Here is a 26,724-nt window from a genome sequence, read left to right as displayed (position 1 = left end):
CTACCAATCTGATCCTCTTTCTTTTCATATAGTCATATAATATGAGAAGTTTGGTAGTCAATTCGATTATTCTTTTTTTGTCGGGGCAGGACTTTGAAGAACTGCAAAGTTACCAGCACCAGATAAAGCGGATTAATCAATAAATAGCGCTTCCACAGACGAACGGGTTCTTGCAGGAATCGATAGAGCCATTCTAAGCCGAACTGTTGCATTAAGATTGGGGCTTCGTCAACTTGACCGGCATGCATATCAAAAGCAGCACCGACACAGAGTATAGGACAATCCAAGCGATGACGATGGGTAAACGCCCACTCTTCTTGCTTTGGACATCCTAGTCCGACAAAAAGGATACCCGCTCCTGATTGGCGAATGGTTTGGACGTACTCAGCCTCTTCCTCTGGAGTTAAAGCTCGAAACGGTGGAGAGATTGCTCCAGCGATTTTCAAGTTGGGGAATTTTTGAGTCAGCTTGACTTGTAATTGTTCTAACGTCGGATCGGTGGAGCCATAGAGAAAAATACTCACGCCTTCAGCCGCCGCTCGTTCGCACACCCTTAACATAAGTTCAGGTCCCCGGACGCGATCGCGCAGATATTTTTCTCCGGATTTGCGAAACAGATTCATTGCCCAGCGTACAGGCTGACCATCGGGGGTAACTATTGAAAAATGATTGAGACGATAGCCATGACCTTGAGGGTCAAGATAACCGCGCATCATGCTATGCACATCTGTCGCCGCTACTATACAGGATAGATGCCATTTAGCGTTTTGAATAATCAGGTCGGTACATTCATCATAGCTTGTCCGATGAACGCCAATCCCGATGATACTGGTTTGACTGGGGGCTGGTAACGTTTGAGTATTCATTCCTCTTTCCTCTTCTATTTCCTCGTATCTACCCAAGGGGGGATGCGCCTTTTTATCGCCCGAATTCCCAAAACCTTTTTTCTTTAGACCTAGAGTGAGCAAGACGCACGGTAAACGGCTTTTGAGTTTATCCTTATGGTCTGGCTAAGTCTTTGGAGTTCGGTGTTAACCTATTTTGGGTTGGAAAATAAAATCCTTTATGGAAAGCAATTTACTGATAAATGCTCAGTTCTGTCAATAGTTGTACATAGATCGCAACTTAAATCCACCAATTGCTAAAGAGTACTTAAACAATCTTTACAAATTTTTGTAAAATTCTCAGTTGCCCGTAAGGAAAGAGAGTTGGTCAAATTACTATAAAGTTTTCGTGAAGATAGGGAAAGCATTTTATAAAGATTCTATGAAGAATCGATTTTTGGGTAGACAGTTGCTGATTAAACCAAGTATTTTTACTACAGACAGAGAAAATATAATTACAGGGTTCAGTTTAACGAGCAAAATTTGAACAAGTCGAGAGACTTGAAACATGATATAAGCCAACTCGGTGAAGCTGCTTAATTCACATCATTGTGCATGGGTGATGAGGAGTAATCCAAAATTCATGATGAATTAATACAGTGACACCCTGTGTAGAATCCCCTGACCTAGACTTCACGTTAAGTTTCAGGTTCTAGGCAAGGGAGAGATTCAATCTGGCAAAAAACGGGTGCATTTATAGAAAAAATTATGACTACCATTACGGTAACAAGCGCTGCTGACAGTGGAGCGGGTTCTCTGAGAGCTGCGATCGCGCAAGCTCAACCCGGGGATAGGATTAAATTTGCTTCGAGTCTAGCCAATAAGACCATTACCCTCACCAGTGGTCAACTCGAAGTTGAGAAAGACCTGATTATTGATGGGGAAAATGCCCCAGGTTTAACCATCAGTGGGAATAACACCTCTCGTGTGTTTTTTCTTCAAGGTAATCCCACATGGGAACCCGTAGAAGTAACCCTTAAGCATCTGGTTATTGCCAATGGAAAGACAACAGAGAAAGGTGAAGACGGTGCAGGGGGAGGAGTTTGGCTGCAAGGTGGAACCAAACTAACCGTAGAAAATAGTGAATTCAAGAATAATCATGCCAACGGTGAAGGAGGCGGTGCTATTTATGGGCGTTGGCGCAGTACCGCGACTGTGATTAGCTCTACATTTGAGGGGAATAGCACACTAGCGAATGGGTTATCGGGTACAAGCGAACGGGGTGGAGGCGCAATCGCTCTTGCTGGTGCAGGCTTCCTGACTGTGAAAGATAGCGAGTTTATCAATAACACTGGCGTTAATGGTGGCGCAATTAACACCGTTTTAGAGGGTCTGATTGTCGAAAACTCTACCTTCACCCAAAACAACTCCACGGGGAGTGGTGGTGCAATCTACACCGATGGAGCTTCGGAAACGGCAGATAGCAGCACGTCTGGCAAAATTGAAATTCGCAACAGTCGCTTTGATGGCAATACAGCGGTACGGGGAGGAGGAGGACTATTCCTTTTTGTTTATGCCTCCGACCAAGTGATTGTTGAAAATAGCACCATAATCAATAATCAGGTTATTGCAGATGATCAAGGCATCGCCATTGGTGGTGGATTGCGTCATGGGAATGGAGAGTTAATTGTCCGCAATACTACGTTTGCCAATAATCAGGCGCACCAGCAAGGCGGTGGCTTGTGGATTGGAGAAGTTTCACCCGTTACGATTGAGAATAGTACATTTTATGGAAACCGAGCTGAGTCAGCAGACGGGACAAAGGGTTTGGGTGGGGCAATTACTCTAGCGAATGGCTCTAGTCCGACTAATATCGCGAACACAACCATTGCCAATAATTATGCTGGGTTTATGGGGGCAGGATTTTGGGGAGGTGGATCAAATGTTACACTCACCAATACCCTAGTTACTGATAATGTTGCCAATAATGGAGGCAATCCTTGGAATATTAACCATCACACGGGAGAAGAGTTTAGTGATGGCGGGGGAAATGTTCAATCCTTATATCCCAATCCTGATGACAAAAAGGTGACCGAGGGGGTAACGCTGATTGACCCGAACCTCGGTTCGTTTACTGATAATGGGGAGGCGGTACAAACCCCTCCCAGACCGGGGAATCCAGAGGTGACAGCGGGAGCTGTGATTAGCCGTTCTAGAGATACTGCTCCTACTGCTCCAGATGACTTGAGCTTAACGGCGGTTTCTGCTACAGAAATTGAATTGACATGGGCGGATAATAGTAATGATGAAACAGGATTTAAGATTGAGCGATCGCGCGACCAAGAGAATTGGACGGTAGTAGCTACCACAGGGGCTGATGTTACCCGTTACCGGGATACCGACTTAACGGCGAACACGCAATATTACTATCGCCTGAGGGCAATTAACGAAATTGGTGATTCCTCTGCTATCTCCACCCAGGGAACCACGGATAGCATAACCAACCCTGTACCCAAACCTGTACCCGAACCTGTACCTAAACCTGTACCTATCCAAGAACCAGCACTGAGTCGCACATCCGAGAATGTTTTCCTCGTCGCCGGAGACTCAGATGCGGTTCAACTTCAATTTGATTTAACCGGACGCGACACCAATTGGGTTAATGAAATTGGCATTTTTTTGGTGGATGATGAGTCGGGTTATATTAACGGTATCGCTCCTGGGGAAGCTGGGTATCTGGAAGCCGCCCTCAACCAATCTCAAGTTATTTTCTCCGTGCTTCCTGGGAACCAGTTTCCTGATTTAAGTTTCACCCGTAAATTTGGGGTAGATGGGGGTCAGGAATTTGGGTTTTACCTAGTCAGAAATAGTACCACGGATACAGTAAAATTTGAGTTAGCGGCTGGAGGGACGCCTGACAACGTGTTTTTGGGCTTGACCTCTGCCAATGGGGATCAGTTCGACCGTGTACAGGTATCCGAACGGGGTAATAATCGGTATAACCTGGCGTGGGAAGATGGGGAAGACTGGGACTTTAAAGACTTAGTTTTCAATGTTCAACTCACGGAGACTGAGCCAGGATTTGGCACTCAGTTACAAGGAGGGCAAGAAGGGGAAATTATTGATTTACGGGATCAGGTAACGGGTATGATTCCGGCTCAGTTTGGCGTGAATAGTGAAGCGGACTATGACAATAATTTTGGATTTTATCTCATTGATGACCCGGATGGTCGCATTGGGGATCTGCGCCCCGGTGATCCCGGTTATGCCGAGGCGGCGGTTCGCCAACGATTAGACACAAACGCGGGACTCCCGGCTGGGACGTTAGTTGCTCCCTTTATCATTGCTGATGGTACAGCAGAGGAGTTTTTGACCAAGAATCCCCTTAATCAGAGTGGTGAAGACGTGATGGCTTATTTTGCCTTTATGGGAGCTAACCCGGATGGGGTAGACCACGTTCGCCTTTTGGGGGATAATACCATTGGGTTTGAGGATGAATGGAATGGAGGCGATCGCGATTATAATGATATGGTAGTTCAGGTGACTTTTATTTAGGAAGTTCCAAATAGGAGGGTGAAGGGGCGAGTCCCTGAATGATCGTTAGGAAATAAGCGATTATTTTTATTGAACCATTCTACCCTCTATACGAACATAAAGACATAGTATCATTGCCAAAGAATTGTTCAAATGCAACCATGAAATTAAGTCTTTTGTCATACATCAATCTATCATGAAGAATAGCAATTTAAAAAGAATCGATCTTTTACAGGTATATCGAGGTTTAGCAGCAATCCTAGTATTGTTTTTTCATGGAAGCGTAATACTATCTCAGCAATTTAATCAACAAGAATTTTTTTTTAATATTGGTGGAGTCGGTTGGATAGGGGTAGATTTTTTCTTTGTTTTAAGTGGATTTATTATATACTATGTTCACCAAAGTGACATCGGTCATCCGAATAAGATAAAGTCCTATATTTTGAAGCGTTTTATACGTGTATATCCTTTATATTGGACTATTTTAATATGCAAAATTGTGGCATTATTTTTTCTAAATTATAGGAATAGCACTTATGATTTAAGTTTTTTAAGCTTCCTTAAGAGTATTTTACTTTATCCTCAAAAAGAGCGATTGCTAAATGTAAGTTGGACTTTGAGTTACGAAGTTTTCTTTTATATTCTTTTTGGCATATTAATGGTTGTAGGATATAAACGTTTTTTACCATTATTTATCTTGTGGACAACAGGTATTTTGATTAATTCGGTTTGGTTTATAGGAAGCTTTCAAGGTATACCAATCTTGAACTTGATCTTCAATACAATTAATTTAGAATTTTTACTAGGGGGATTAATTGCTTATATCATATCGACCCAAAAAATAACTTTTAAAAGAGGTTTATTTTTTAATTACTTAGCGACGTTCCTCTTGGCATTATTTTTGACCATGTATCAAAGCCAGGTAATAGATGACGGAACGGGGATAATGTGGGCTTTGGCTTTTGGTTTACTGATTCTTGGTTCTGCCGCTGTTGAAATAAACAAAGCTATTAAAATTCCTGTATTCTTGGTTTATATCGGAAATGCTTCATATTCTATTTATTTGACGCATGGTTTTTTTGTAAGTAATATTGCCAAGGTTATGACCAAATTAAATTCAAGTGTAGTCACGTCACCTCCTCTAGTCATCAATGCGGTGGCTCTGATAATTTTCACGTTAACGATAGGATTAGGATGTTTGGTCTACTCTTATATTGAAAAACCATTGATTACAGTATTAAGAGCGAAATTGCTGCCTCGTAAGCTAACGTAGTGTCGTGGCACACCTTAATTGGTGGATTAGAATTGTAGGGGCGCAAGGCTTGCGCCCGGTTTTACAGCAAAATCTATTCCACAATTTTAGCTGTGTAAAACCAGTAGGTTCTTGGTAAAGCAAGTATTAGGGCGACCCCATAAAATTGAGTGGATTCCAGTTTCTCTGTGGTGTAAGCCGATTGTCCCTACAGGAAGACAAAAGGTGTTTCCTTCTTGGATCAAGGATGTGTAATTCTGTTTGTAGAGACTTAAATGAGGAATGTCTTTTTTTTGACCAAGAGGTACTCCGTTAATGAAAATTTTAGTATCCGCCTATACCTGTGAACCCGGTTGTGGCTCCGAGGAAGGAGTCGGCTGGAATACAGCGTTGGCACTCGCTAAGTATCACCAGACTTGGATACTCACTCGAACGATTTTTCGCTCAACTATTGAGGCAGAACTTGTTCGTCATCCTGTCCCTAATTTGCACTTTATCTACTTTGATCCCCTGAATTGGACAGAAGATTGGAGAAATAAACAAGGCGCTGTTCAACTTCACTACTACCTTTGGCAGATTCAAGCTTATTTCGTAGCGCGTCCGTTGCATGAGCAGATTGGTTTTGACGTTGCTCATCATGTTACTTATGTCAAGTTTTGGTCGCCCAGTTTCCTGTCATTATTACCCGTTCCCTTTATTTGGGGACCTGTTGGTGGGGGGGAACAGGCTCCTAAGCTGTTTTGGGCTGATTTTAGTCTACGGGGAAAGGTCTACGAAACGCTGCGAGATTCGGCTCAACGATTGGGTGAAATAGATCCATTTACTCGGATTACGGCACAGCGAAGCATATTAGCATTGGCAACAACGGCGGAAACTGCCCAACGTTTGTCAAAGTTGGGAGCCAATAAGGTGCAGGTGTTGTCTCAAATCGGCTTATCTAAACCAGAACTAGCTCGTCTAGAACAATGTCCCATGTCTGAGTCTTCCCCTGTAAGATTTATCAGTATGGGCAGGTTATTGCACTGGAAAGGCTATCACCTAGCGGTGCGTGCCTTTGCTAAAGCTAATCTGTCAGATGCGGAGTATTGGTTGCTGGGGGATGGAGCGGAACGCGAACGGCTGCAAGCCTTAGCTGAGGAGTTAGGGGTTGCGTCCCAAGTCCGGTTTTTGGGAAATTTGCCCCGTGAGCAATCTTTGGAACGGTTAGGCAAATGCCACATCCTTGTTCATCCTAGCTTGCACGACTCTGGGGGGTTGACGTGTTTGGAGGGAATGGCAGCAGGGCGTCCAGTCATTTGTTTAGATTTAGGTGGACCCGCCACTCAGGTTACGGCGGAAACCGGAATTAAAGTGCCAGCATTGAATCCGGAGCAGGCGGTGCAGGGGTTGGCAGAGGCGATGGCTTGTTTAGCGAATGACCAAAAGTTAAGGGTTTGTCTGGGACAGGCAGGTCAAAAGTGGGTCAAGGAGATATATGATTGGGATGTTAAGGGAGAAGTCTGGGCTGAGATTTATCTGAAGTTGCCAATAGAGTAAGCTGTTCGATACAGCGGTTGGCGACCTTTTAGGTACAGGCGTGAGGGCGCAAGCCTTGCGCCCCTACATTTAGGTGTACCTCACGCACTTGGGAACTGCTAGCCAGAAATTGGTTTGCTCATTGTTGTTACTGTACCTCATAGCAGCGCGAAGCGCTGTATTTAAACCTTAATGTCAACAACTGCAAAACCGTTGTAATGCGAGTATCTTGCTCGCTACCGATTCCTAATTTAAATGCGTGACAGCTTAAGAGGCTTACTTTTCATGGCATCATACCAAGTTGCAGTCTAAGGTAGAATCTGTCATGCTGAGCAAAACGCAGTGAAACGGAGTGAAGCGAAGCATCTGTCCAGATTCTTCGCTTCGCTCAGAATGACATGATAGAACGCAACTTGGTATCAGGCTGAATGAAGGTAGGGAGAAGATATCACAGTTATGGAACGCCAACTGAAACTGACCACTCTCGGCATTGAATTGGCACAGGAGGATAAATTACCAGACGGGTGCCCCATCCTCAAAGCATGGCGTGGTGCTTATTCACCCAAATTTAACCAAGCCGTGCGAGAGACATTTGAAATTGTTGAAGATGAAGAGGCTGATGGGTTTATATTACCGTCTAATGTTTCTTTCTATTCCCCTAAACGGCTCAAAGAGATTGGTGCGAGAGTTTCCAAATGCGGATTATCCTCCATTGGTTTTGATATCAGTCATGAGCGGCGGAAACCTATGTGGCTTGACTATATTATCCGCTTCTCTTGGTATCGCTCACTACAGGAGCTAGGAGCGATTATTAGTCCAGCGTTTCTCGGTGGGGATGGGTTTGATCTGATGACAGAATTAGGTATCTGCGACTGGCAACCGATGAAAAAGGAAGACTTGCCCAGCGTGAGTTTTTGTGGTCGTGAGGGGGGGACTTTAGGGCTAGCGATCTGGAAGATGATACCTAACAATCTGACTCGTCAGATGGCGGCTAATTTTTTCTGTGCTACGACTCGCGGTATTCGCATGACCTGTTGTTACCCGTTGCGAGTGGATGCGATGCAGGTATTGGAACGAGATTCTCGGATTAAGACCGATTTTCTCGGGCGGGGAACGATGGGGCTGCAACCTAGGGTACAGGGAGATAGGCGTCACCAATTCCTGGATAACTTGCAGCGTAATGCTTATGCTCTTTGTGTTCGGGGGGCGGACAATTATAGTTGGCGATTCTATGAAGCCCTGTCTCTAGGTAAGATTCCGATATTGATAGATACAGATTGTATGTTGCCCTTAGAGGATGAGATCCCGTGGGATCAGTTCATTGTCAGAGTTCCATCTACCCGTTTGCAGGAGTTACCAGATCGGTTGTGGGAATGGCATTCTCAGTTTTCTCCATCGGAATTTTGCGATTTGCAGCGACAGTTACGGTCACTTTTTGAACAGTTGACACCAGCGCGGTTTTATCCAGAGGTATTTGGGAAAATCAGGAAAGGACATGTAGGAATATTTAGGAATATGTAGGGATGTGTAGGGATGTGTAGGGGCGAGTCGCTGAGCAAACGTGACGGCGTGAGAATTAATGTGTCTCGACTCGCCCCTGTCTGAATGTATGCGGTGTGAGATAATTAGGGTCTGCTGAATAAGTCTTGTGGTGGGGAGAGGCAATAGGGAATAGGCAATGGGCAATGGTTTCAACCCTCGGTCGAGGGAAAATTTGGTGCTTAGGTCGGCGAAAAGTCCAGGATACAAGAGGGTGGTAGTGTAAAAACCTTGCACTTGTTTGGTCGAAAAATGGCTTGAAACCCCTATCTGGTCTACCTTACGCACTTATGCAGCAAGCCCTAATTACAGATACTTGATTCAGGGCGACCCGATAAGATTTATGGGTTGGTTGTATTGATTTTGTTCGGCGGGTCGCCCCTACGATGGTTCAAAGCAAAATGTGTCACTTCCACCAGGAACTTAGCAGCAGCTTCTGGATCGTGCTGGGCAATTAGCTGCTGCGATTGTTGACCCATTGACAAAATTAAATCTGGATGATCGATAAAACATCTCATGTATTCAGCTAATTTTTCAGGATTATAAGGATCAAATATATAACCATTTTCTCCGTCAACGACCAGTTCCGAAGAACCTGCCCATTTGGAACACAAGATAGGTTTACCAAATGCCATCGCTTCCAGCAAAACCACTCCCCAGATATCTTCTAAAGTGGGAAATACAAAAACATCGGCTGTGCGGAAATATGCCCCTAGTTTATCATAGTTTCCCCAACCCGCCCAGTTTACACAATCGGTCAAACCCTGGTTTTGACTATAGGCTTTCAATTCTTCTCGTTGTTCTCCATCACCTACGATAAGCAAGGTATAGTTCTGATAACCCTGTTTCTTAAGAATAGCGCAGGCTTTTAACAGAAACTGTAACCCTTTGCGGTGAAGGAGTTTTCCGACAAATAAGAAAATTGGACGAGACAAATGAGATTCACTGTTTAATTCTTCTTCTTGCTGTCCTAACAAGGTTTTGACATCTGGTACTTGGTAGGGTCGAGCAAAAACTCGATGTGCTTCAGCGCCCAGTATTTTGGTTAGATATGTTTTACCACCACTTGTATTTGTGATGAAAGCATCCGTGAAGCCAACCATCGTGCTTCGCAGGATTAAACGGGGTCTGGAATTGATATAATCTATGGTTGGTGAACTGCCATCGTAAACAATGACTACTTTCCATTGCCCTATGGGTTTAAATAGTAAGGTGAGGAGTGTCCACAGGGAGAAACCACTGACAAAAATAACTTGAGGTCGAAACTTGAGCAGATAACCAATAATCTTAGGGGATACATGTATCAAGCCGGGACTGTAACCAATACCTTGACGGCTAGGTTTAAACTCCGTTTTGCCCACAACTTCAACAGTAAATGATCCTTCTAAACCTGGAACAAATCCTTCCCAAAATCCAGTATAAACGGTGGTTTGTGGAAAGGTTTTGGTAAATTCCTTGAATAGTGGCTGCCAGTAATTTTGTCGTTCCATTGAGGGAAGCAACCAAGCGATAGGGATGGAATTCTTCACATTCACTTTACTGACCTCTATAAGGATGATCTACATATTTGCTCATTTATTATAGGTTTCGATATCACGTCTGTTATATCGCCAGTTGTTAAATAGTCTGGCACCTATGTAGGCAATATTTCTTAACGGGAGCCAGATCGGAAAACTGACGATCTTAAATTCAATTGGATAGTTATATTTTCTTAAATAAGGTTCTGCAATTAATTCATAGATGAACCGATTGAGCTTGGACATCTTAGCTAAATACTTTTTCGTATTTGTTGGCTTGATTTCACTAATCTTCCGGATAAATAATTTTTCTTGAGTCTTTAATACTGTATTTTTGCTGGTTATTAAATTACTTTGATCGGTAACAAATTTTTCGTAGTCTATGCCTAAAAATGCACAAATTTTTTTTAATTCTGCGGCAGGATCAGTTAATAAGTCTTCATAGCGCAGTTCATAAGAATCGATATCATTAATTTCTTCAATACGTCTGAGTCCGTCAATCCAGTAAAGCGCATTGGTTACGACGCCTTTAGGACCAAATTTGATAGCACCCTTCTGATGAATTTCTTTATAAGATAACGAAACATCTCTACCATCTCTGACAACGTGGACAATCTTAGCTTCAGGGAAAGTGTTAATAATTCTATCAATCCCGGCAATTAACACAGGGCGTTTGATTCCCCATTGCTGAGTTTCTAGTCCAACTTTTTGGAGATAAGCTTTATAGATAGTGGAATTGATATCAGCAAAGCTTTGGGGAGACTGTTCATGCAAACAAGTCAACAAATAGTTTTCTGTCATCTCCCATCCATTATCTTCAGAAGTATTAATGAAAAGTTTGATGATTTGCCGGTAATCCTCGTCACTAAAATGTTGCTTGTTGTGATAGAAGGGGTACACCCTAGTAATAAAATCACTTTCTGGAGGAATATGAATTTGATTGCTACCATTCAAAAGTCCCCTTAACAAGGTAGTGCCTGCTCTTCCTGAACTGACAATAAAAACAGGAGGTATGTTTTTAAGTGATGTTTGAGTCATGTGGTAAATTACTCAATTGAGTAGATGCGATAGGACGATATTATAGTATAGAATTAACATTATATGTGGCTGTTGTATTCAACGTTTCTTTTTATTTATTCGCTTTAGGTAACAGTGAAACTAACCCTAACCGTAAATAGGGGAGTAACCAATAGAACCACCATAACCAGCCAGCATGACGTTGGCAAAATATTTTTGACTCTCTGGGGGGTAAACCCTTTTTATCAGTAACGGCTTGCCATCGCTGCTTTAATGTGAATCCGGGATCATGCCAGGGGTGTCCTTGGGGTGGGTTCGTCTGGCATTTCCCAGCATACCCGGGTGCTACCCAAACACTACACCCTTGACGTTGCGATCGCAAGCCATAGTCGGTGTCGCCAATGCTATGACTGAAGGTGGGATCTAAGTTTCCCAGGATTTGCACAACGACACGGGGGATCAATACGCAGTTACCCGTTAGGGTTTCAGCTGGTTGGGGTTCTGTACTGGGTTCCACTAGGCGATATTTAAAGGGATGCCAACGAGTACTTCGCACAACTCCCCCATAAGTGAGTTTGCCTGTTTCGGGATGGTGGGTGGAACCAACGATAATGGCTTTTTTATACCCTTGTTTGGCTAGGTTGTGGGAAGTTTGCCAGAGGCAGGATAGAGCATCTGGGTAAAGTAGGGTATCATCGTTTAGCCAGAGGTAGTAGTCATAGTCGTGCTGGAGTGCTTCAGCAAACGCTTTGTGCATTCCCCGGTTCCAGTATAGAGTCCCATCCCCTGGTAATATTTTTACTTGGGGATAAGTCTGTTGTACCGCCTCGGCTGTACCGTCGGTGCTGCCATCATCGACTAGATAAACATCGATTGTCAAATCACTGGGCATTGCCTGGTTAAATAAAGCCTCTAGACAAGCCAATGTCTTGGGTTTACGATTATGGCAGGTGATCAGGACGGCAGTGCGATCATCACAAATCATTAATTATCCTATGGTTCAGATTATGTCAGTTCTTGTTTTTGCGAAGATTACTAAAGCGTTCTTTATGATCTAGGAATTGCAAATAAATGAACTCGCTTGGGGATTTCTTGTTTGGGATCAAACTCTATCGGAGCTTCAAATTCATCCCATTGAATCCAGCACTGATAGCGACTGACATCAATTAGCTTTAAAATTTCTTGAACTGAGGTGTTCTGTCGAGACAAAACTTCTGTATGAATTTCAATTTCGAGCTTAGGAGCGCTTTTAAGGATATTTTTTGCGCCTTTTAGTACTTCAGTTTCGTAACCTTCAACATCAATTTTTAGCACTGTTGGCATGATATTGTGTTGTTGAACATAACTATCCAGGGAGACTATCTCCACTTCTTCTACTCCGTAAATGAGGTTTTTCACCATCCCAAAGGACATAATATTCATTGGTATCACTGATGCATTGGATTTGCGAAACATATTCACCTTTTCATTTTTTGCTCCTGTTCCCTTTGGTTATATTGTCACATTATCTATTGCGTTTATCTTCATATTTTCTTGGGCGATTTCTGCATTTTTGGGATTTAGTTCAAACCCAATAACTTGACCAATTTGCCCAACCCATTTAGAGAGAAGTAGTGTTGTCCATCCATGATGAGTACCACATTCAAGAATAATATCTCCAGGCTTGACTATTTTCTCTTTCAAGAATTTCATTTCTTGATTTAATTGACACTCTTTTTCTTGGGGAGAAGAGAAGTACCATTCTTGACCTTCTAAATCACCAATGACAAACTGATAAGTGGCTCCTTCGACTGTTTTTTTGATTTGATAAGGTTTAAAGCTTTTGTCTTTGACAAATTTTTGGATTTGTGCCAAGTATCTGTGATAACTCTTGTGAATGCTCATTTTATGTTTACTTCCCCTATTAGAAAACTCAAGTTATACTGTTGAGAATTGTACAGATTAATAATACACCTAATTATTCCTCGTTAGATTTAAAACTTCTTTATATAGCGTCATGTATCTATTCGCGGTAATTTTTATGGTAAATTCTCGCTCCACTTTTTCTCTAGCTCTACATGACAGATGTTGCCAACGATCTTCATCTTGCAATACCCATGCGATTCCTTTTGCTAAATCTTCAGCACGAAAACATTGGGCGCGATAACCGTTTCTTTCATGTTCAACAATATCTTTTAACCCTGTTGAATCAAAACAAACAACGGGTGTGCCACAGGCGAGAGACTCAGAAGCTGTTTGACCAAACGCTTCCTGAGTTGATGGCACAATCATGACGTTGGCGGCTGAATAGACAAGTGCTAGAGCAATATCATCGTGAAAATAGCCGAGGTAATGAGTTCTAAAACCTAAATCAATAGAATTTTCAGGTTTAGATGAGCCAAAAACAACGACCTCTGTATTTTTTTGCCATCCGGATTGACTCAGATGATTTAAGGCTAGTTGAAGCTGATGAAATCCCTTGCGGGAATCGCTTGTCGCTCCTATTGCTCCAAATAGAATGAGTTGTTTATCCTGAGGTAAGTTTAGAACTTCTCGCGCTAAGCGTTTATTGATGGGCTTATACTGTTTAGTATCGAGACCATTCGGAATCACTTCCACTCGTCGATCCTTAAATAGGGAACTAGACTTTGCACAGTTGGCTAACCAGTGGCTAGGAGTTACGATTGTGAGATTAATCCTTTTCCACGCTTTACATTTACGTTGCCATACCCAGCGTGATAAATCCCAGTTTTGACTCTGTTGTATTTGCGGACAGGCACCGCAAGAATTGGTATAGCGATCGCATTCTTGGTTATAATGGCATCCACCGGTAAAGGGCCACATATCATGAAGCGTCCAGACCAGAGGTTGCTGTAACTTGGCAAGGGTTTCAATTTTTAAGAAGCCTTCACAAATCCAATGGAGATTAATGATATCAGGCGTTAGTTGAGTAATTTTTGACTGGATACCATCGGGGAGCCATTCCAGAGAGAGTCTCCTGTGGTCACAGTGACGATACAATCGCAAAGGCAAGCGATCTAATGTCGGCTTAAGAACACCCAACGCTTTGCTTAAATTGGTTCTGGGAGCAAACACGAGTGGATCATCACTCCGCTTCCTTTCTACCAGCATTTGCGAATTGACGCCAAAGTGTTGTAATCCCTGATGCAGTCGATGAGCAGCAATGGCAGCACCACCACCAATGTCAGACGTACTCAAATGTAAAACTCGCATCTAACTGCAACCCATCAATTAAGAAGTATTATCATATCACATCAATTTATATTGACTAAACATTTTCCCTAAATTTTATCTGATGACAAATAAGTCTTAATTTTTCTTAATTTACTGCGAATGCCCAGGGCAGAACGTGTTCCTCGCCAATACACCTGAGCCATCGCCCACCAGAAATTGTGTACTCCAATCTGCTCTGTGAGTAATTTGTGATTGGACATGAGTATCCGAGCTTGGGCTTGAACATGGGCGGATAGTGAGTTGGTTTTGGCTAAACCGGAGTCCGTTAGGCGATAATTGACTCCGACTATACCAGAATGAACCCAGGGATTCGGATACGCTGCCAGGCGGAGTTGGTAGTCCCAATCTTCGTGTAGATTTTTACCATGCTGGATACCACCTGCTTCTAAGTAGAGTTTTTTGGGAACAAGCATATCTCGAGGAGCGGGACCCGGTAGAGTGACTAACCATTGTAATCGTTGCTTGACATCATGATTCGGGAATCCGGAAGTATCCCAATACCAAATCAACTCATTTTCATGACGGACAACCTGAATATCAGAATAAGCGATGGCGTCAGCGTAACCTTGTTGTGCTAAAAACTCCTTCTCTATTTTTTGCGGGGAGTACCAGTCATCACCATCTAGGTAAGTAATCAGTTCGCTTTCAGCCGCCCGAATCGCTAAATCACGATTAGCACCGACTCCCAGATTCTTTTCTCTAAAAATTGGCTTGATTTGGGAGTATTCATGAGCTAGTGCAGTGATTAATTCTCTAGACCCATCAGTCGAAGCATCATCGGCTACAATAACTTCAGCCACTGGCATTGTCTGATTGATGACGCTGAGTATGGCTTGCCGCAGAAATGCTTCTTTGTTGTAGTTGACAATAATGCAGCTAATAGAGGGCATTGTTCTTGAGTGCTAAAAACACAACTGATCTTATCCCAAGATATGATACTTTTTCCCATGATTATATCTGAGTCATTTATTTTTTACAATTTTGGTACTATTTTAATTTAAATCTCCCTCTGAGCTAGGCAAGTCTTGTTCTTCCAAAACAACCTCTTGGTAACTCCCGGATTTGACAATACGACCTTGTTCTAGGACATAGACTTGATCACAATGTTCAATGGTAGACAGGCGGTGAGCAATAATCAGCATGGTTTTAGTGCCACTGAGAGACTTAATGGCTTCCGTTACTAAAGTTTCTGTTTCTGTATCCAAGGCAGCTGTTGCCTCATCCATCACTAAAATTTCCCGCTGATGGTAGAGCGCTCTGGCGATTCCCACTCGTTGACGCTGACCCCCAGATAATCGCACCCCTCGTTCGCCAAGGGTTGTTTTGATTCCCTGGGGTAATTGTTCAACTAAATCTGCTAGTTGGGCCGTTTGAATCGCATACGTTAATTGTTCTTCATCAATCAAATCATCAGGAACTCCAAAGGCAATATTCCGTTCAAATGTGTCATCGATTAGAAATATAGATTGGGGAATATAGCCCACTAAGTTTTGCCAGGAACGGAGATTGGTGTATATAGATTTACCGTCAACTTTTATGTCTCCACTCTCTGGAATTAAAAGACCTAAAATTACATCGACTAATGTAGTTTTTCCTGCGCCAGACTTACCGATAAATGCAATAGATTGACCTTTTTTGATATTTAGAGTAATATTTTCTAGATTAGCAACTTGGGATTCAGGATAACGGTAGGTTAATTTTTCTAGAGAAATTTGATCAAAAAATGATATTGCTTGACTATTTGTGACTGAATAGTGTAGCAAATCATCTGTATTGAATTTAGGTGAAAAACTCTGCCTTTTTATCTGCTCTATTTCTTTGAGTATGAAATAGAGTTTTTCTAAAGTATACTTTGAGTTTCGCAGTGCCCCAGTTGCCATTATGACTTTGCTGACCGACGGAATCAAACGAATCGAAGCAACGGCAAAAACACCGAGAATTGAATTCAAATCTCTTGAAGTTTGACTTAAAACAAAGACTAGCGTAAACCCAATTAAAAATGTTATCAAACTGCCTTCCACCAGAAGACGTGGAACAGTTTGCAAAATACTATAGGAAATACCTGCATTGATATACCGCTGAGCTTGCTCATCAACTTGATGAACGAAATAATCTTCACAACCGATTACTCGTGTCTCTTTGAATCCTCCCAATGCGTGATTGATAATGCGAATAGAGGCAGATTGAGATTCAGAGAATTCTTTGCCAAAGTAAACAAGCTTCCCTTTGAATTGGTTATAAATCAAGAATACTACGAGCAGGAGTCCAGCAATAGTTGCTGTTGCTAAAAAGTCGGTGTTGGCGAGAAGTGCAACTATAAAACATACCACCATCAATTCAGAGACTCCTTGAAGTAATGGAATCATGATATTATTGCAGAATCGATTGGTTTCATTAAATGTATTGTGAATTAAAATTGCTGTGTTAGTTTTGAGGTGAAAAGTATAAGGAGCCATTAAATAGCTATCCATTAATTTTAGTCTCAGTTTTCTTTGTTGACCATAGCCAAATCGATGAATGTATCTCTGGCTGTATAAAAATAAAGCTGATTTACTGTAAAAAACAAGTATAATAACTAAACCAATAACGATAATAAACTGATTAATGGAAATTAAGCCAAAAAACAATTGGAATTGCTGATACAGAAAGAATGTGTTGGAATTTTGATGAATTGACTCTGGGTTTGTCGCTAATCCGATAAATGGTCCAATCAGTCCTATGCCTAATGTATCTAGCAGAGGAGTGACTAAGAAGAAAAATCCCAAGGGAATGAGACTGTTCTTACGGGATGGAAGAACATACAAAAACTTGGATAAATAGTTAAACATTGCTATATACCTTAAAAGCTATATTACAATTATAAAATATAATGATATAATTAATTTAATTATTTAATTCTTGTCTGGCAACCTGTCTCACTTTAGTATTGTATGTAAAGATATTATCATAGTTTTAAGGAACTATTCAAGTAGTGCTGTTAAAGTCAAGGATGAACTCAATAACGACAGGAGGCTTTAGGATAAAAAGCATTTGATGAGCAGTTAATGTAACTTTTTGTAAAAAATCTTGACAAAAACAAAAAATAGTGGATTTATTTGGAGATATGCACCCAGGCAACAGTAGGAAAAAGATACGAGTGTTTTTTGTGTCATTAAAAACTAGGGTTGATTTTCATGAATAACTTAAAAATGCTATAATTCCCCTATGGAATTTGTATCCGTTAATTTATTATGGTGGACAGTCAGCCTTTGGAACCTTTAGAGCAAAAAGTCAAAATATTCGTACATATAGGAGTGGCAAAGGCAGCTAGCACAACCTTTCAAAAACATCTATTTGATAAACATCCAGAAATTCATAATTTGGGCATTTATCCCACAGGTAATTTAGGAAAAGATAGTAACGAAATAAATTATAATTGCGCTTATTTGAAAGATAAAGCCTTAAGACTGTTTTACAGTAACTTAGTGATGTTAGATGGACTTGAATATCGTTTTAGCAATAACATTAAACTCTATGAACAGGCTGTAAAACCTTGCTTAAAGTTTGATAAGATTAACTTATTTAGTTATGAACGTTTTACCTCTGTTTTGTTTTCTCATGATGACATCAAAATTAAGGCTGAACGATTAAAGGAGATTTTTCCCAATGCTAAAATCATCTTAGTCATAAGAAATCAAACTCAACTAATTATATCTCAGTATCGAGATCATCCTTTTGATCCACGATGTGTAAGAATTGGTAAACCTGTATCTATAGATAAATGGATCAAAATTGCTCTTGACGATCAGTTTACTAAATACATTAGCTCTTTAAATTACTATGGAATCGTCACTCTTTATGCTGAACTTTTTGGTCGAGAGAATATAGGAGTGTTTCTTTTTGAAGACTTGGTACATTGCCCTGACTATTTTGCCGAAAAAATATCGGAATTTTTAGGTATTAATTCTGCAACTACACAATCTATGCTCAAAAACAAACATGAAAACTTGTCAGTATCTGGGCGGTATAATTTGTATAGAAAATTAGCGAGGAGAAAATTTATACCTCACTTAGAGTCTCTAAGATTTTTGCCAAATTCTTGGACTAACTATGTATCTAATTTTTTAAAGGAAGGAAAAAAGGGTGAGTATAAAATCAGTCCAGCCATGCAAGCTAAACTTCATGAGCATTTTGCTCCCTTGAATGATAAGTTACAGGAAGAATATCAATTAGACTTGAAGAGTTATAATTATCCACTTACCTAATCATGAACGAAAAAATAAGAGTCGGCTTTTATCTACAAAATAGAGGCTATTTGAATGTTGACTTAAGGGTTCCAGAAAGGGGAAATCCAGGGATTGGTGGTACTGAATTTACTACAGTTGCTACAGCCTACTATTTAAACAAATTTTATTCAAATCATCTGGATATCTGCCTGTTAGCAAATATTCCAAACTTATTACCTTCATCTTTAAATGTCTATCAGGCTGAGAGTCTTGTTGATGCCGCGATAAAAAGTGAACAAGAAGGATGTGATATTTTTGTTTTTAAATCTACTCAAGGAGACGATGAAATATATGATAAACTTCGTCAACTAAAGATAAAAGCCATAGCTAGATCTAATAATACACCGTATAGGGAAGGATTAAATCAAATTGCCAACTGTCCTCAAATTAAAGCCCATGTTTGTGTGGGTCATGAACAACTCGACCTGTTGCGAGATCATAAAGTTTTTGAAAAATCAGTTCTGATTTTTAATCCATTTAATGCTAATAATTTTGTTCCAAAAAAAGATATAGTAAAAGCCGGAAATACAGTTGTGTTTTTGGGAAATATTCATCCAGCTAAAGGCTTTCATCACTTAGCTAGAGTTTGGTTCTCTATTCTTAAACATAGACCCGATGCTAAACTGATTGTCATTGGGAGTGGTAAACTCTATGATCTAAACCAAAAATTAGGAAAATGGGGAATTGCTGAAGAAGGTTATGAAGCACAATGGATACGCCCCTTCTTGTCTGACGAGAAGGGGAATATACATGATTCTGTGAATTTTATGGGATTACTCGGCGCTGAGAAGATTGACATTCTACAACAGGCTGACGTGGGAGTTGCTAATCCATCCGGTTTGACAGAAACATTTTGTTCAGTTGCTGTGGAGTTCCAAGCCTGTGGTACACCAGTTGTTTCGGCTGCTCAAGGTGGATTACTTGACACTGTGGTTCATGGAAAAACAGGGTTGCTTTGCAAAAATGATAAGGAGCTAGTCAAAAATATTTTATATCTTTTAAATAACCCTTCAGTAGCTCAACAATTTGGTAAAAACGCAATTCAGTTTGTTAAAGAAAAATTTGACTACCGAAACAATGCTCGACAGTGGTTTGAGTTATTCATGGATGTTTACTATGACAAACCCCTTATGCCACAACCCATGAAAGAGAATTATTTTTATAATGCTAAGTTTTTCAGAGAAGGAATGAGACTTTTCAAGAAAGCTGTACCTTTATTTTATCAAACTCCTGCTTTAATTGAAATTAAGCCTTTAATCAAACATTTTTTTAAAATTAACTACAGAGGTTGATCAGTTGATGAAAATTTTTTTTACTCTGGATTAATACACTCATCTAGCTACCCTAGTTTATTCAAAAAACTAGCTATTAGTATTTTTAGTCCTTTATATGGATTAAATAGAAAGGCGCTAATAGCAAAGCGACGAGCTTGATTCCGATTAAAACGATGCATTTTTATGCTGATACCGGAATAGTAAGCTGACCAAGCCTCAGCTTGAATGAATAAATTTTCCCCTTTAAGTACTTTTCTCAAGCTATTCCGACGCTGCTGAATAAACACCAAAAATTTTTCATATTCATCTGTTCTTTTTGATAGAGAATTTGTTCTATTACGATATTTATACACACATTCTTCTATATTGTAAAATTTTCCTATTTTAGCTAGCTTGAGAATTATATTAGTCGCCACGCCATATTGTAAATCTTCGTCAAACATTCCTACTTCTTCTATCGCTTTTCTACGAACAAGGCTCGCGAGTATTAGATTTTGCATACTAGCAAACAATTTTTTTCGATTTGTAGAAATTTTTTTAAACGAACTATAACCTAAAACTTCATTTGTTAAGTCATCAAAATATTCCATTTCCCCGTGTATAAGACAATAGTCACTACCTAAAGAAAGCATCTTATTTAGTAAAGTATAAACTGCTTTTTCCGGTAGTAAATCATCGGCATCTACAAACATTAAAAAATCACCTTTTGAGGATTTAATACCTGTGTTTCTAGCTTTTGATTCACCACTATTACCTTGATGGATATAATTAATCCTAGTTAAATATTTTCTTAAGACAGTAACTGTGTCATCAGTAGAACCATCATCAACTACAATAATTTCTATAGCTTGATAATCTTGTTGTAAAATACTCTCTATAGTATTTGGAAGATACTTGGCTGTATTGTAGGTTGGGATAATAATACTAACTAATGGAGGTAAGCTTTCCATGGTTTATCATCTAAAGTAAACTTCAATTTTTTGGAGTAAAGAGTAATCAAAAGTTAAATTTCTCAGTATCTAGACTTAACCGAACCACTGAAACAATATAATAACACCAAATGTAGTCAGTTTCTAAAAGACGGCTAATTGAAATATTCACTATAACCATGAATGTTAACAGCAAGATTGGTAATACTGATTCATAGTCTTGGGTTTGAGTCACATATAAGACAGCACGAGCCAGAGTTGTCAAGAATGATACAAGAAACAGTCCACATCCAACTAAACCTAAAGCTACAGTTAAGTCGACAAAACCATTGTGAGCATGATCAGCTTTGTATCCGGTAGACGCTATTATTATCTTAGCAGAAGGATCATCTACTCCTAGATCGGGTTTCCAAAAGCCCTCATATCCGTAGCCTAGCCAAGGGCGCGATTTTATCCCTTGCTCCCAGACCATTTGCCAAATTGGTATACGTCCCGTAAACGTCATATCCTTGTTCAGAACATCAACCACAATTGTCTCCAGATTTTCTGTAATTAGAATAGCTGCTATAGTAACAACGATCAAGAAAACTAGGACACCAAAAAATGCCCATTCAGAACTTAGTTTTTTAATGAATTGAAGATATATTATAAGGCTTAACAAAACAACAACTTGTACTTTAGAGCCAGCAGAATTAGTCTTTTGTAAGAGCAAAAATGACACGCAAATTATGCCTATTGATAGCCAGCGTTGTTTCGGATTATTAATTGCATGCCAAATCCATAAGGTTGCAACTAAAGCCATAGCCGCTCCGAGTTGGTTAGGATGACCTAAAATACCGGGCCAACCCTTACCATGATAACCCCGTTTTACTAAAGAAATTAAGGCTATTCCTGCACCAATCCAACGAAAAAGATGATAAAAATATTTTAAAGAGTATTGTTTGGCAATATAAACCGTAACCGTTGTAGTGCAGAGAAGAACTAGACTGCCTTTAAAAGTGTCCATAGGAGTTATTGACCAAAAAGCCGATAGACTTAAGATTAACAGGAAAAGACACAAGGACGGGTTCTTTTTGATAATGACAACTCCAACCTTTAAAGAATCTTTGAGTGTAAAACGCAGCCGTGGGACTAAAACAAATAGAACAGAGGCATAAAGACCTAGCTGAACAGCCGCCGAAGGTAGGGTTTTGGCGCTGTGAGCTAGTGCATTAGGATGTAAGTATAAATTAAAGCCATATAGTGTAGGACTGTAAAGCGTGAAGAAAAAAAGAATGACAAAAGCTTTTTCCAAAAAAGCCACAAGTTTCTTGTTGCGACTCGTAAAACAAAATACAATAGCTAAATAGACTGTACCAATAGCTAGGATGATAGGCAGGAATATAGGACTTAAAATGAGTTCTTTCATTATAGTTTGACCGAGAATATTGAACGAATAATTTTAAGTGTATTTAAGTGTTTTTATGTCTATAAAAGCTTTCCTGAAATAGCTGATAAGCTGTCAGGCATTTGAATTGGATAAAAGTAGCGAGCAAGATGCTCGCACGACAAAGATTTCACCATTTCATTTATTGATATTAAACTTTAAATGCCGAACAGCTTCAGCAAAACAAACTCAAAAACATTCAAACTGATATCCTGTGTATACAATGAAATTGATATCCTTACTCCTCCGACAATGGCAGTGGAATCAGTGGAAATGTCTTCTACCCATCTTAACCAACAAAAAACGCCGACAATTGCAGGTCTGACCCTTTTGGCTTTCATGGTTATGACTTGCCCGGGGTTGAGCCAAGCTCAATTACCTGTTTTCCCAGAAAACCTGCCCGTCAGCCCCCCAACTAGCCCCACACCAACACTATCAGATTACACCCTAGGCGGTGGCGATCGCATCCGTATTGAGATATTTAAACTGCCCGACTTAAGTCAAGAGTACCAGCTCCCCCCGGATGGAACACTTGTCCTACCCTTAATTGGTGCTGTATCTCTGCAAGGCGTAACCCTGACCGAAGCCAACCGCACTCTATCCAACCGCTACGCTCGTGTCCTCAAGCGCCCCATTGTCACCGTAACCCTGGTAACGCCTCGCCCCTTAAGTGTCGTGATTGCTGGGGAAGTTACTCGTCCGGGTTCTTACTTACTCAATCTCCAAAGCGGTGTCGGTGTTCAACCTGGATTAAAATATCCCACCCTACCCCAAGCACTTGAACAAGCGGGAGGAATCACCCTAGCAGCCGATATACGCCAAGTCCAAATCCGTTCCAGTTCAGGAAACCGCTTAGAATCTGTCAAAACAGTTAATTTGTGGCAACTTGTCCAGACTGGAACTGAACGTCAAGACCTCACCTTACGCGACGGCGACACCATCTTTGTGCCACCCTTAACCGCAATTAATCTTACCGAAGCCAGTCAAATTGCGACCAGTAGCTTTGCGCCTAAACCGGAACAACCACGCACTGTAACGGTTGTAGGTGAAGTCAATCGTCCGGGAACTTATGTGGTTGTAGGTGGAAATACAACAAATGCCCTAAACCGGAGTGGCTTTCCCACGTTGAGTCGCGCCCTCCAACTAGCTGGGGGGATTAAGCCCCTAGCGAATATTCGCCAAATCCAGCTACGCCGGGTCAGCAAAACGGGTGCAGAATACATGATTCCGGTAAATTTGTGGCAATTTCTCCAACAAGGAGATTTTACTCAAGACACCGTTGTCCAAGATGGCGATACGATTGTTGTCCCCACTGCTGCTGATGTTAATCCTGCCGAAGCCACGGAATTAGCGACGGCTAATTTTTCACCGGATACGATTCGCGTCAGTGTGGTTGGCGAAGTCACTGAACCAGGCACAGTAGAAGTTCCCCCCAATACCCCCCTTAACCAAGCATTGTTAGCGGCTGGGGGATTCGAGCAAAGTCGCGCTCGGAAGCAGTCGGTGGAACTGATTCGCCTCAACCCCGATGGCACAGTTGCCAAACGCACCATCCCGATTGACTTTGCCCAAAACATCAATGAGCAAGGCAATCCCATTCTTCGGAATAACGATATCGTCGTGGTTAATCGCTCTGGTTTAGCTAGAGTTACAGACACCCTAGGAACAGCACTAGCACCAATTAATCCCGTGGTAGGAGTTTTGAGAATCTTTCAACTCTTGGGAATTCTGGAGTAGTTAAAACATCTACAGAAAAATGGCATTCACGATCTTTTTTGTAGATTGGGTTGAGGGACGTAGGCGAAGCCTTCTCAAAAGAGTAACCCAACGCCATCATCAGCTTGAACATTTTGTGCAACCCTGACATCCTCCCGTTTTGCATTCCCTAACAACTCATCCATCTCCCTGTTGTTCCCCTTTACCCTCTGGCTAGCGGAATAAATGCATAGAATGTAATATATAGGATTCTGTCCTACTCCACTCAACGGTGTTGATGCTGTTTTCTAGCCAATCAACCCCAGACGCTAGAGGTACTCTAGATGGATACCGAACCCAATTTCCCGCCTTTATCATCTCGGTCTAATGGCAAACCCCTTCAGGTGTTGCCGCAGACCTCTACCACTGTACCTGAGGAGAGTGAAGAACAACCCATAGACTTAAACTGGCTGTTTGCCGTTATACGTCGCCGCTTACTGGTTATGGCAGGTGTGGCGATCGGCTTAACCGCGCTAACTGGGGGGTTCATTGTCTGGAAAGCCAAGAGCGTCCGACCTACATATGAAGGCTACTTTCGCTTACTGGTTGAACCCGTATCTGCTCAAGGTCGATTGGCGGAGCAATACATCATGGCTGGAACAGATTCAGGCACAGATATTCAACGCATCAAAGTCGATGAATCAGCGTTAGACTACGAAACTCAAATTCGGGTCTTACGCAGTACTCAACTGATTGAACCCATTGCCGAACAGATTCAACAGCAATATCCTGACCTTGACTATAACAAACTCCTAGGTAAACTCGGCATTAACCGCGTGAGTTATGAGAAAGACGGCAAAGAACAAGGTACGAAAATTTTACAGGTGACCTATCGGGATACTGACCCCAAAGAAATTCAGTTTGTTCTGGAAAAGGTTGCCCAAGCCTATCTGAAATATAGTCTGGATGAACGTCAAACCAGCTTACGCCAAGGCATTCAATTTCTGGAAGAACAGCTTCCTCAGCTATCCCAGCAAGTTGACACGCTGCAAGCGAAAATCCAAACCCTACGGCAACAACACAATGTTATCGATCCAGAAGAAGCCAGTGGCTTACTGACGCAGCACGCTCTATCCATCAAACAAGACCGATTAGCCACTGAAGCCAGATTAGCGGAAACCCGGACTCTCTATCAAACCCTGCAAAACCTCTTTCAAGAAACCAATGGAACGCCACTGCTGGCGCGTGAAGGATTAGCCTACAATACAATCACTGGACAGCTTCAAGATATAGAAACCCAGATGGCATTAGATTCCTCCCTCTATCTGGAGGATAGTCTACCCATGGAAATCCTGCGTGAACAGGAGCAACAATTGACTCGTTTATCCCGAGAAAAAGCCCAAGCCATTCTGCAAGATGTGGAAGGGAAACTAAAGGGAATAGAGGAACAATATCAACAGATTATTCAAGCCGAAAATCAAGTTAAACAGCAAATTCAAGCCTTGCCCAATGCAGCTCGTCAATACAATGACTTACAACGGAAGTTAGAGGTTGCCACCGATAACCTCAAGGAATTCTTAAGAAAACGCGAAGCCTTGAGATTAGACAATGCCCAACAGGAAGTTCCTTGGCAGCTCATTGAGGAACCCAAGATTCCGCGTCATGAAAATGGTATGCTCATTCCGGCTGAAGCCAAGCAAACCAAGCGACAGGTGATGATTGCCATGATTTTAAGTTCGCTGCTGGGAATTGGGGTGGGTTTTCTGGTTGAAGTTCTCCATACGGTTTTCCACACCCCTGATGAAATCAAAGGCGCAACCAAACTACCTGTATTAGGCGCGATTCCGATTGCCAAGACACTCAAGAAGCTGCCTCAGCAACGGAATCAACTCGCAGCGTTAACCCAACTTGCTGATGGAGCAAATGGGAAAAACCGTCCTCTGTTGGGGGGGAATCATCGCAGCCAACGGAATCCCTACACCGCTTCTCCCTTCATGGAAGCGTTTCGTTCACTCTACACGAATATCCGCTTGCTGAATGCGAAAAAGCCAATTCACTCGTTAGCGATTAGTTCAGCCATACCAGGTGACGGGAAAACGACGGTTGCTGTCTACTTAGCCAAAACTGCAGCGGCAATTGGTCAGCGCGTCTTACTTATAGACACAGATTTACGAGTTCCGCAGCTTCACAATCGGTTGGACTTGCCCAATACCCAGGGGCTTAGTGATATCATTAGCACAAACGTAACGATTAATCAGGCAATCCAGAAATCTCCCTTAGATGACAACCTCTTTGTCTTAACCGCTGGTCAGACCTTGGCTGACCCAATCAAGCTGCTCTCGTCTGATAAGATGCAGTCTCTCATGGATCAATTTTCTACCCAGTTTGACTTGGTAATATATGATACACCACCGTTGCTTGGGTTAGGAGATGGTAACCTGCTAGCAGCTCAGGCAGATGGGACGTTACTGGTTGTAGCCATAGAGAAGACAGACCGTTCTCTGCTCACAAAGGCATTCGATGGGTTAAAGATTGCTGGCGCTTCTGTTTTAGGAACTGTTGCCAATGGTGTTAAAGCAGAGGAAACAGCGTCCTATCGCCGACAGACGGTTCGATATTAGTGCCAGACAGACTATCAACCCGATAGTGATAGAATTTGAGAATTATCGATCGATTGATTTACGCATTAGCCACTTCTGTCGT

At 41.5% G+C, this 26,724-nt stretch carries 19 protein-coding genes; 8 read left to right on the top strand and 11 right to left on the bottom strand.

From position 1 onward, the window contains the following. Positions 1 to 32 precede the first annotated feature (32 nt). Positions 33 to 866, bottom strand: coding sequence for a WecB/TagA/CpsF family glycosyltransferase (locus RID09_RS07810; RefSeq protein WP_446335382.1), 834 nt, complete (start codon positions 864 to 866; stop codon positions 33 to 35). Between the two features lie 726 nt (positions 867 to 1,592). Between RID09_RS07810 and RID09_RS07805 the strand changes: the two genes are divergently transcribed. From RID09_RS07805 to RID09_RS07790, 4 genes are all read left to right on the top strand, one after another. Next, positions 1,593 to 4,379 carry a DUF4114 domain-containing protein gene (locus RID09_RS07805; RefSeq protein ID WP_446335381.1) on the top strand — a complete coding sequence of 929 codons (2,787 nt, stop codon included), beginning with the start codon at positions 1,593 to 1,595 and terminating at the stop codon, positions 4,377 to 4,379. A gap of 175 nt (positions 4,380 to 4,554) precedes the next feature. After that, complete coding sequence (locus RID09_RS07800) at positions 4,555 to 5,631, top strand: acyltransferase family protein (RefSeq protein WP_446335380.1); 1,077 nt, start codon at positions 4,555 to 4,557, stop codon at positions 5,629 to 5,631. Positions 5,632 to 5,925: 294 nt separating this feature from the next. Then, entirely contained in the window at positions 5,926 to 7,146 is a 1,221-nt protein-coding gene (locus tag RID09_RS07795; RefSeq protein ID WP_446335379.1) for a glycosyltransferase, read from the top strand. Positions 7,147 to 7,581: 435 nt separating this feature from the next. After that, positions 7,582 to 8,646 carry an exostosin domain-containing protein gene (locus tag RID09_RS07790; protein WP_446335378.1) on the top strand — a complete coding sequence of 355 codons (1,065 nt, stop codon included), beginning with the start codon at positions 7,582 to 7,584 and terminating at the stop codon, positions 8,644 to 8,646. Between the two features lie 359 nt (positions 8,647 to 9,005). Here RID09_RS07790 and RID09_RS07785 read toward each other — a convergent pair whose 3' ends face one another. From RID09_RS07785 to RID09_RS07750, 8 genes are all read right to left on the bottom strand, one after another. Then, complete coding sequence (locus tag RID09_RS07785) at positions 9,006 to 10,193, bottom strand: glycosyltransferase family 4 protein (RefSeq protein WP_446335377.1); 1,188 nt, start codon at positions 10,191 to 10,193, stop codon at positions 9,006 to 9,008. Between the two features lie 42 nt (positions 10,194 to 10,235). Then, positions 10,236 to 11,219 carry a sulfotransferase family protein gene (locus RID09_RS07780; protein ID WP_446335376.1) on the bottom strand — a complete coding sequence of 328 codons (984 nt, stop codon included), beginning with the start codon at positions 11,217 to 11,219 and terminating at the stop codon, positions 10,236 to 10,238. 91 nt (positions 11,220 to 11,310) lie between these two features. Next, positions 11,311 to 12,183, bottom strand: a complete 873-nt coding sequence (locus RID09_RS07775; protein WP_446335375.1) for a glycosyltransferase family 2 protein — start codon at positions 12,181 to 12,183, stop codon at positions 11,311 to 11,313. Between the two features lie 62 nt (positions 12,184 to 12,245). Next, entirely contained in the window at positions 12,246 to 12,620 is a 375-nt protein-coding gene (locus tag RID09_RS07770; protein WP_446335374.1) for an FkbM family methyltransferase, read from the bottom strand. Between the two features lie 69 nt (positions 12,621 to 12,689). Then, entirely contained in the window at positions 12,690 to 13,052 is a 363-nt protein-coding gene (locus RID09_RS07765) for a hypothetical protein (RefSeq protein WP_446335373.1), read from the bottom strand. A gap of 99 nt (positions 13,053 to 13,151) precedes the next feature. Beyond that, positions 13,152 to 14,411, bottom strand: a complete 1,260-nt coding sequence (locus RID09_RS07760; RefSeq protein ID WP_446335372.1) for a glycosyltransferase family 4 protein — start codon at positions 14,409 to 14,411, stop codon at positions 13,152 to 13,154. 68 nt (positions 14,412 to 14,479) lie between these two features. After that, positions 14,480 to 15,322: a glycosyltransferase family 2 protein gene (locus tag RID09_RS07755; RefSeq protein ID WP_446335371.1), complete on the bottom strand. Its 843-nt coding sequence runs from the start codon at positions 15,320 to 15,322 to the stop codon at positions 14,480 to 14,482. 102 nt (positions 15,323 to 15,424) lie between these two features. Next, positions 15,425 to 17,260, bottom strand: coding sequence for an ABC transporter ATP-binding protein (locus tag RID09_RS07750; RefSeq protein ID WP_446335370.1), 1,836 nt, complete (start codon positions 17,258 to 17,260; stop codon positions 15,425 to 15,427). A 402-nt stretch (positions 17,261 to 17,662) separates the two neighbouring features. Between RID09_RS07750 and RID09_RS07745 the strand changes: the two genes are divergently transcribed. Together RID09_RS07745 and RID09_RS07740 are read left to right on the top strand one after the other, a co-directional pair. Continuing rightward, the gene (locus tag RID09_RS07745; protein ID WP_446335369.1) at positions 17,663 to 18,676 is read left to right on the top strand and encodes a sulfotransferase; all 1,014 of its coding nucleotides are present in this window, start codon (positions 17,663 to 17,665) and stop codon (positions 18,674 to 18,676) included. A 2-nt stretch (positions 18,677 to 18,678) separates the two neighbouring features. Then, on the top strand, positions 18,679 to 19,989 hold the full coding sequence (locus RID09_RS07740; RefSeq protein WP_446335368.1) for a glycosyltransferase family 4 protein: 1,311 nt from the start codon (positions 18,679 to 18,681) through the stop codon (positions 19,987 to 19,989). 47 nt (positions 19,990 to 20,036) lie between these two features. On the opposite strand, the gene RID09_RS07735 is transcribed toward RID09_RS07740, so the two are convergent. Both RID09_RS07735 and RID09_RS07730 read right to left on the bottom strand, forming a co-directional pair. After that, entirely contained in the window at positions 20,037 to 20,921 is an 885-nt protein-coding gene (locus tag RID09_RS07735; protein ID WP_446335367.1) for a glycosyltransferase family 2 protein, read from the bottom strand. A gap of 46 nt (positions 20,922 to 20,967) precedes the next feature. Beyond that, positions 20,968 to 22,308 (bottom strand): O-antigen ligase family protein, encoded by a 1,341-nt coding sequence (locus RID09_RS07730; protein ID WP_446335366.1) that lies wholly within the window; start codon positions 22,306 to 22,308, stop codon positions 20,968 to 20,970. 270 nt (positions 22,309 to 22,578) lie between these two features. On the opposite strand from RID09_RS07730, the gene RID09_RS07725 reads away from it, so the two are divergent. After that, the gene (locus tag RID09_RS07725) at positions 22,579 to 24,063 is read left to right on the top strand and encodes an SLBB domain-containing protein (protein ID WP_446335365.1); all 1,485 of its coding nucleotides are present in this window, start codon (positions 22,579 to 22,581) and stop codon (positions 24,061 to 24,063) included. A 302-nt stretch (positions 24,064 to 24,365) separates the two neighbouring features. Beyond that, positions 24,366 to 26,642, top strand: a complete 2,277-nt coding sequence (locus RID09_RS07720; protein WP_446335364.1) for a GumC family protein — start codon at positions 24,366 to 24,368, stop codon at positions 26,640 to 26,642. Positions 26,643 to 26,724: the final 82 nt, after the last annotated feature.

Origin of the sequence: Coleofasciculus sp. G1-WW12-02 (assembly GCF_040219735.1) — a bacterium.
Taxonomy (GTDB): domain Bacteria; phylum Cyanobacteriota; class Cyanobacteriia; order Cyanobacteriales; family Coleofasciculaceae; genus Coleofasciculus.
The sequence above is the reverse complement of the archived record's forward strand: the minus strand, read 5'-3'. Positions and strand labels throughout refer to the sequence as shown.

Excerpts from the sequence above, each read along its gene's own strand:
- RID09_RS07800 (WP_446335380.1), top strand. The coding sequence starts at position 4,555 with ATGAAGAATAGCAATTTAAAAAGAATCGATCTTTTACAGGTATATCGA.
- RID09_RS07805 (WP_446335381.1), top strand. The coding sequence starts at position 1,593 with ATGACTACCATTACGGTAACAAGCGCTGCTGACAGTGGAGCGGGTTCT.
- RID09_RS07745 (WP_446335369.1), top strand. The coding sequence starts at position 17,663 with ATGGTGGACAGTCAGCCTTTGGAACCTTTAGAGCAAAAAGTCAAAATA.
- RID09_RS07790 (WP_446335378.1), top strand. The coding sequence starts at position 7,582 with ATGGAACGCCAACTGAAACTGACCACTCTCGGCATTGAATTGGCACAG.
- RID09_RS07755 (WP_446335371.1), bottom strand. The coding sequence starts at position 15,322 with ATGCCCTCTATTAGCTGCATTATTGTCAACTACAACAAAGAAGCATTT.
- RID09_RS07795 (WP_446335379.1), top strand. The coding sequence starts at position 5,926 with ATGAAAATTTTAGTATCCGCCTATACCTGTGAACCCGGTTGTGGCTCC.
- RID09_RS07810 (WP_446335382.1), bottom strand. The coding sequence starts at position 866 with ATGAATACTCAAACGTTACCAGCCCCCAGTCAAACCAGTATCATCGGG.
- RID09_RS07750 (WP_446335370.1), bottom strand. The coding sequence starts at position 17,260 with ATGTTTAACTATTTATCCAAGTTTTTGTATGTTCTTCCATCCCGTAAG.
- RID09_RS07725 (WP_446335365.1), top strand. The coding sequence starts at position 22,579 with ATGGCAGTGGAATCAGTGGAAATGTCTTCTACCCATCTTAACCAACAA.
- RID09_RS07780 (WP_446335376.1), bottom strand. The coding sequence starts at position 11,219 with ATGACTCAAACATCACTTAAAAACATACCTCCTGTTTTTATTGTCAGT.
- RID09_RS07770 (WP_446335374.1), bottom strand. The coding sequence starts at position 12,620 with ATGAATATTATGTCCTTTGGGATGGTGAAAAACCTCATTTACGGAGTA.
- RID09_RS07760 (WP_446335372.1), bottom strand. The coding sequence starts at position 14,411 with ATGCGAGTTTTACATTTGAGTACGTCTGACATTGGTGGTGGTGCTGCC.
- RID09_RS07735 (WP_446335367.1), bottom strand. The coding sequence starts at position 20,921 with ATGGAAAGCTTACCTCCATTAGTTAGTATTATTATCCCAACCTACAAT.
- RID09_RS07740 (WP_446335368.1), top strand. The coding sequence starts at position 18,679 with ATGAACGAAAAAATAAGAGTCGGCTTTTATCTACAAAATAGAGGCTAT.
- RID09_RS07720 (WP_446335364.1), top strand. The coding sequence starts at position 24,366 with ATGGATACCGAACCCAATTTCCCGCCTTTATCATCTCGGTCTAATGGC.
- RID09_RS07730 (WP_446335366.1), bottom strand. The coding sequence starts at position 22,308 with ATGAAAGAACTCATTTTAAGTCCTATATTCCTGCCTATCATCCTAGCT.
- RID09_RS07775 (WP_446335375.1), bottom strand. The coding sequence starts at position 12,183 with ATGATTTGTGATGATCGCACTGCCGTCCTGATCACCTGCCATAATCGT.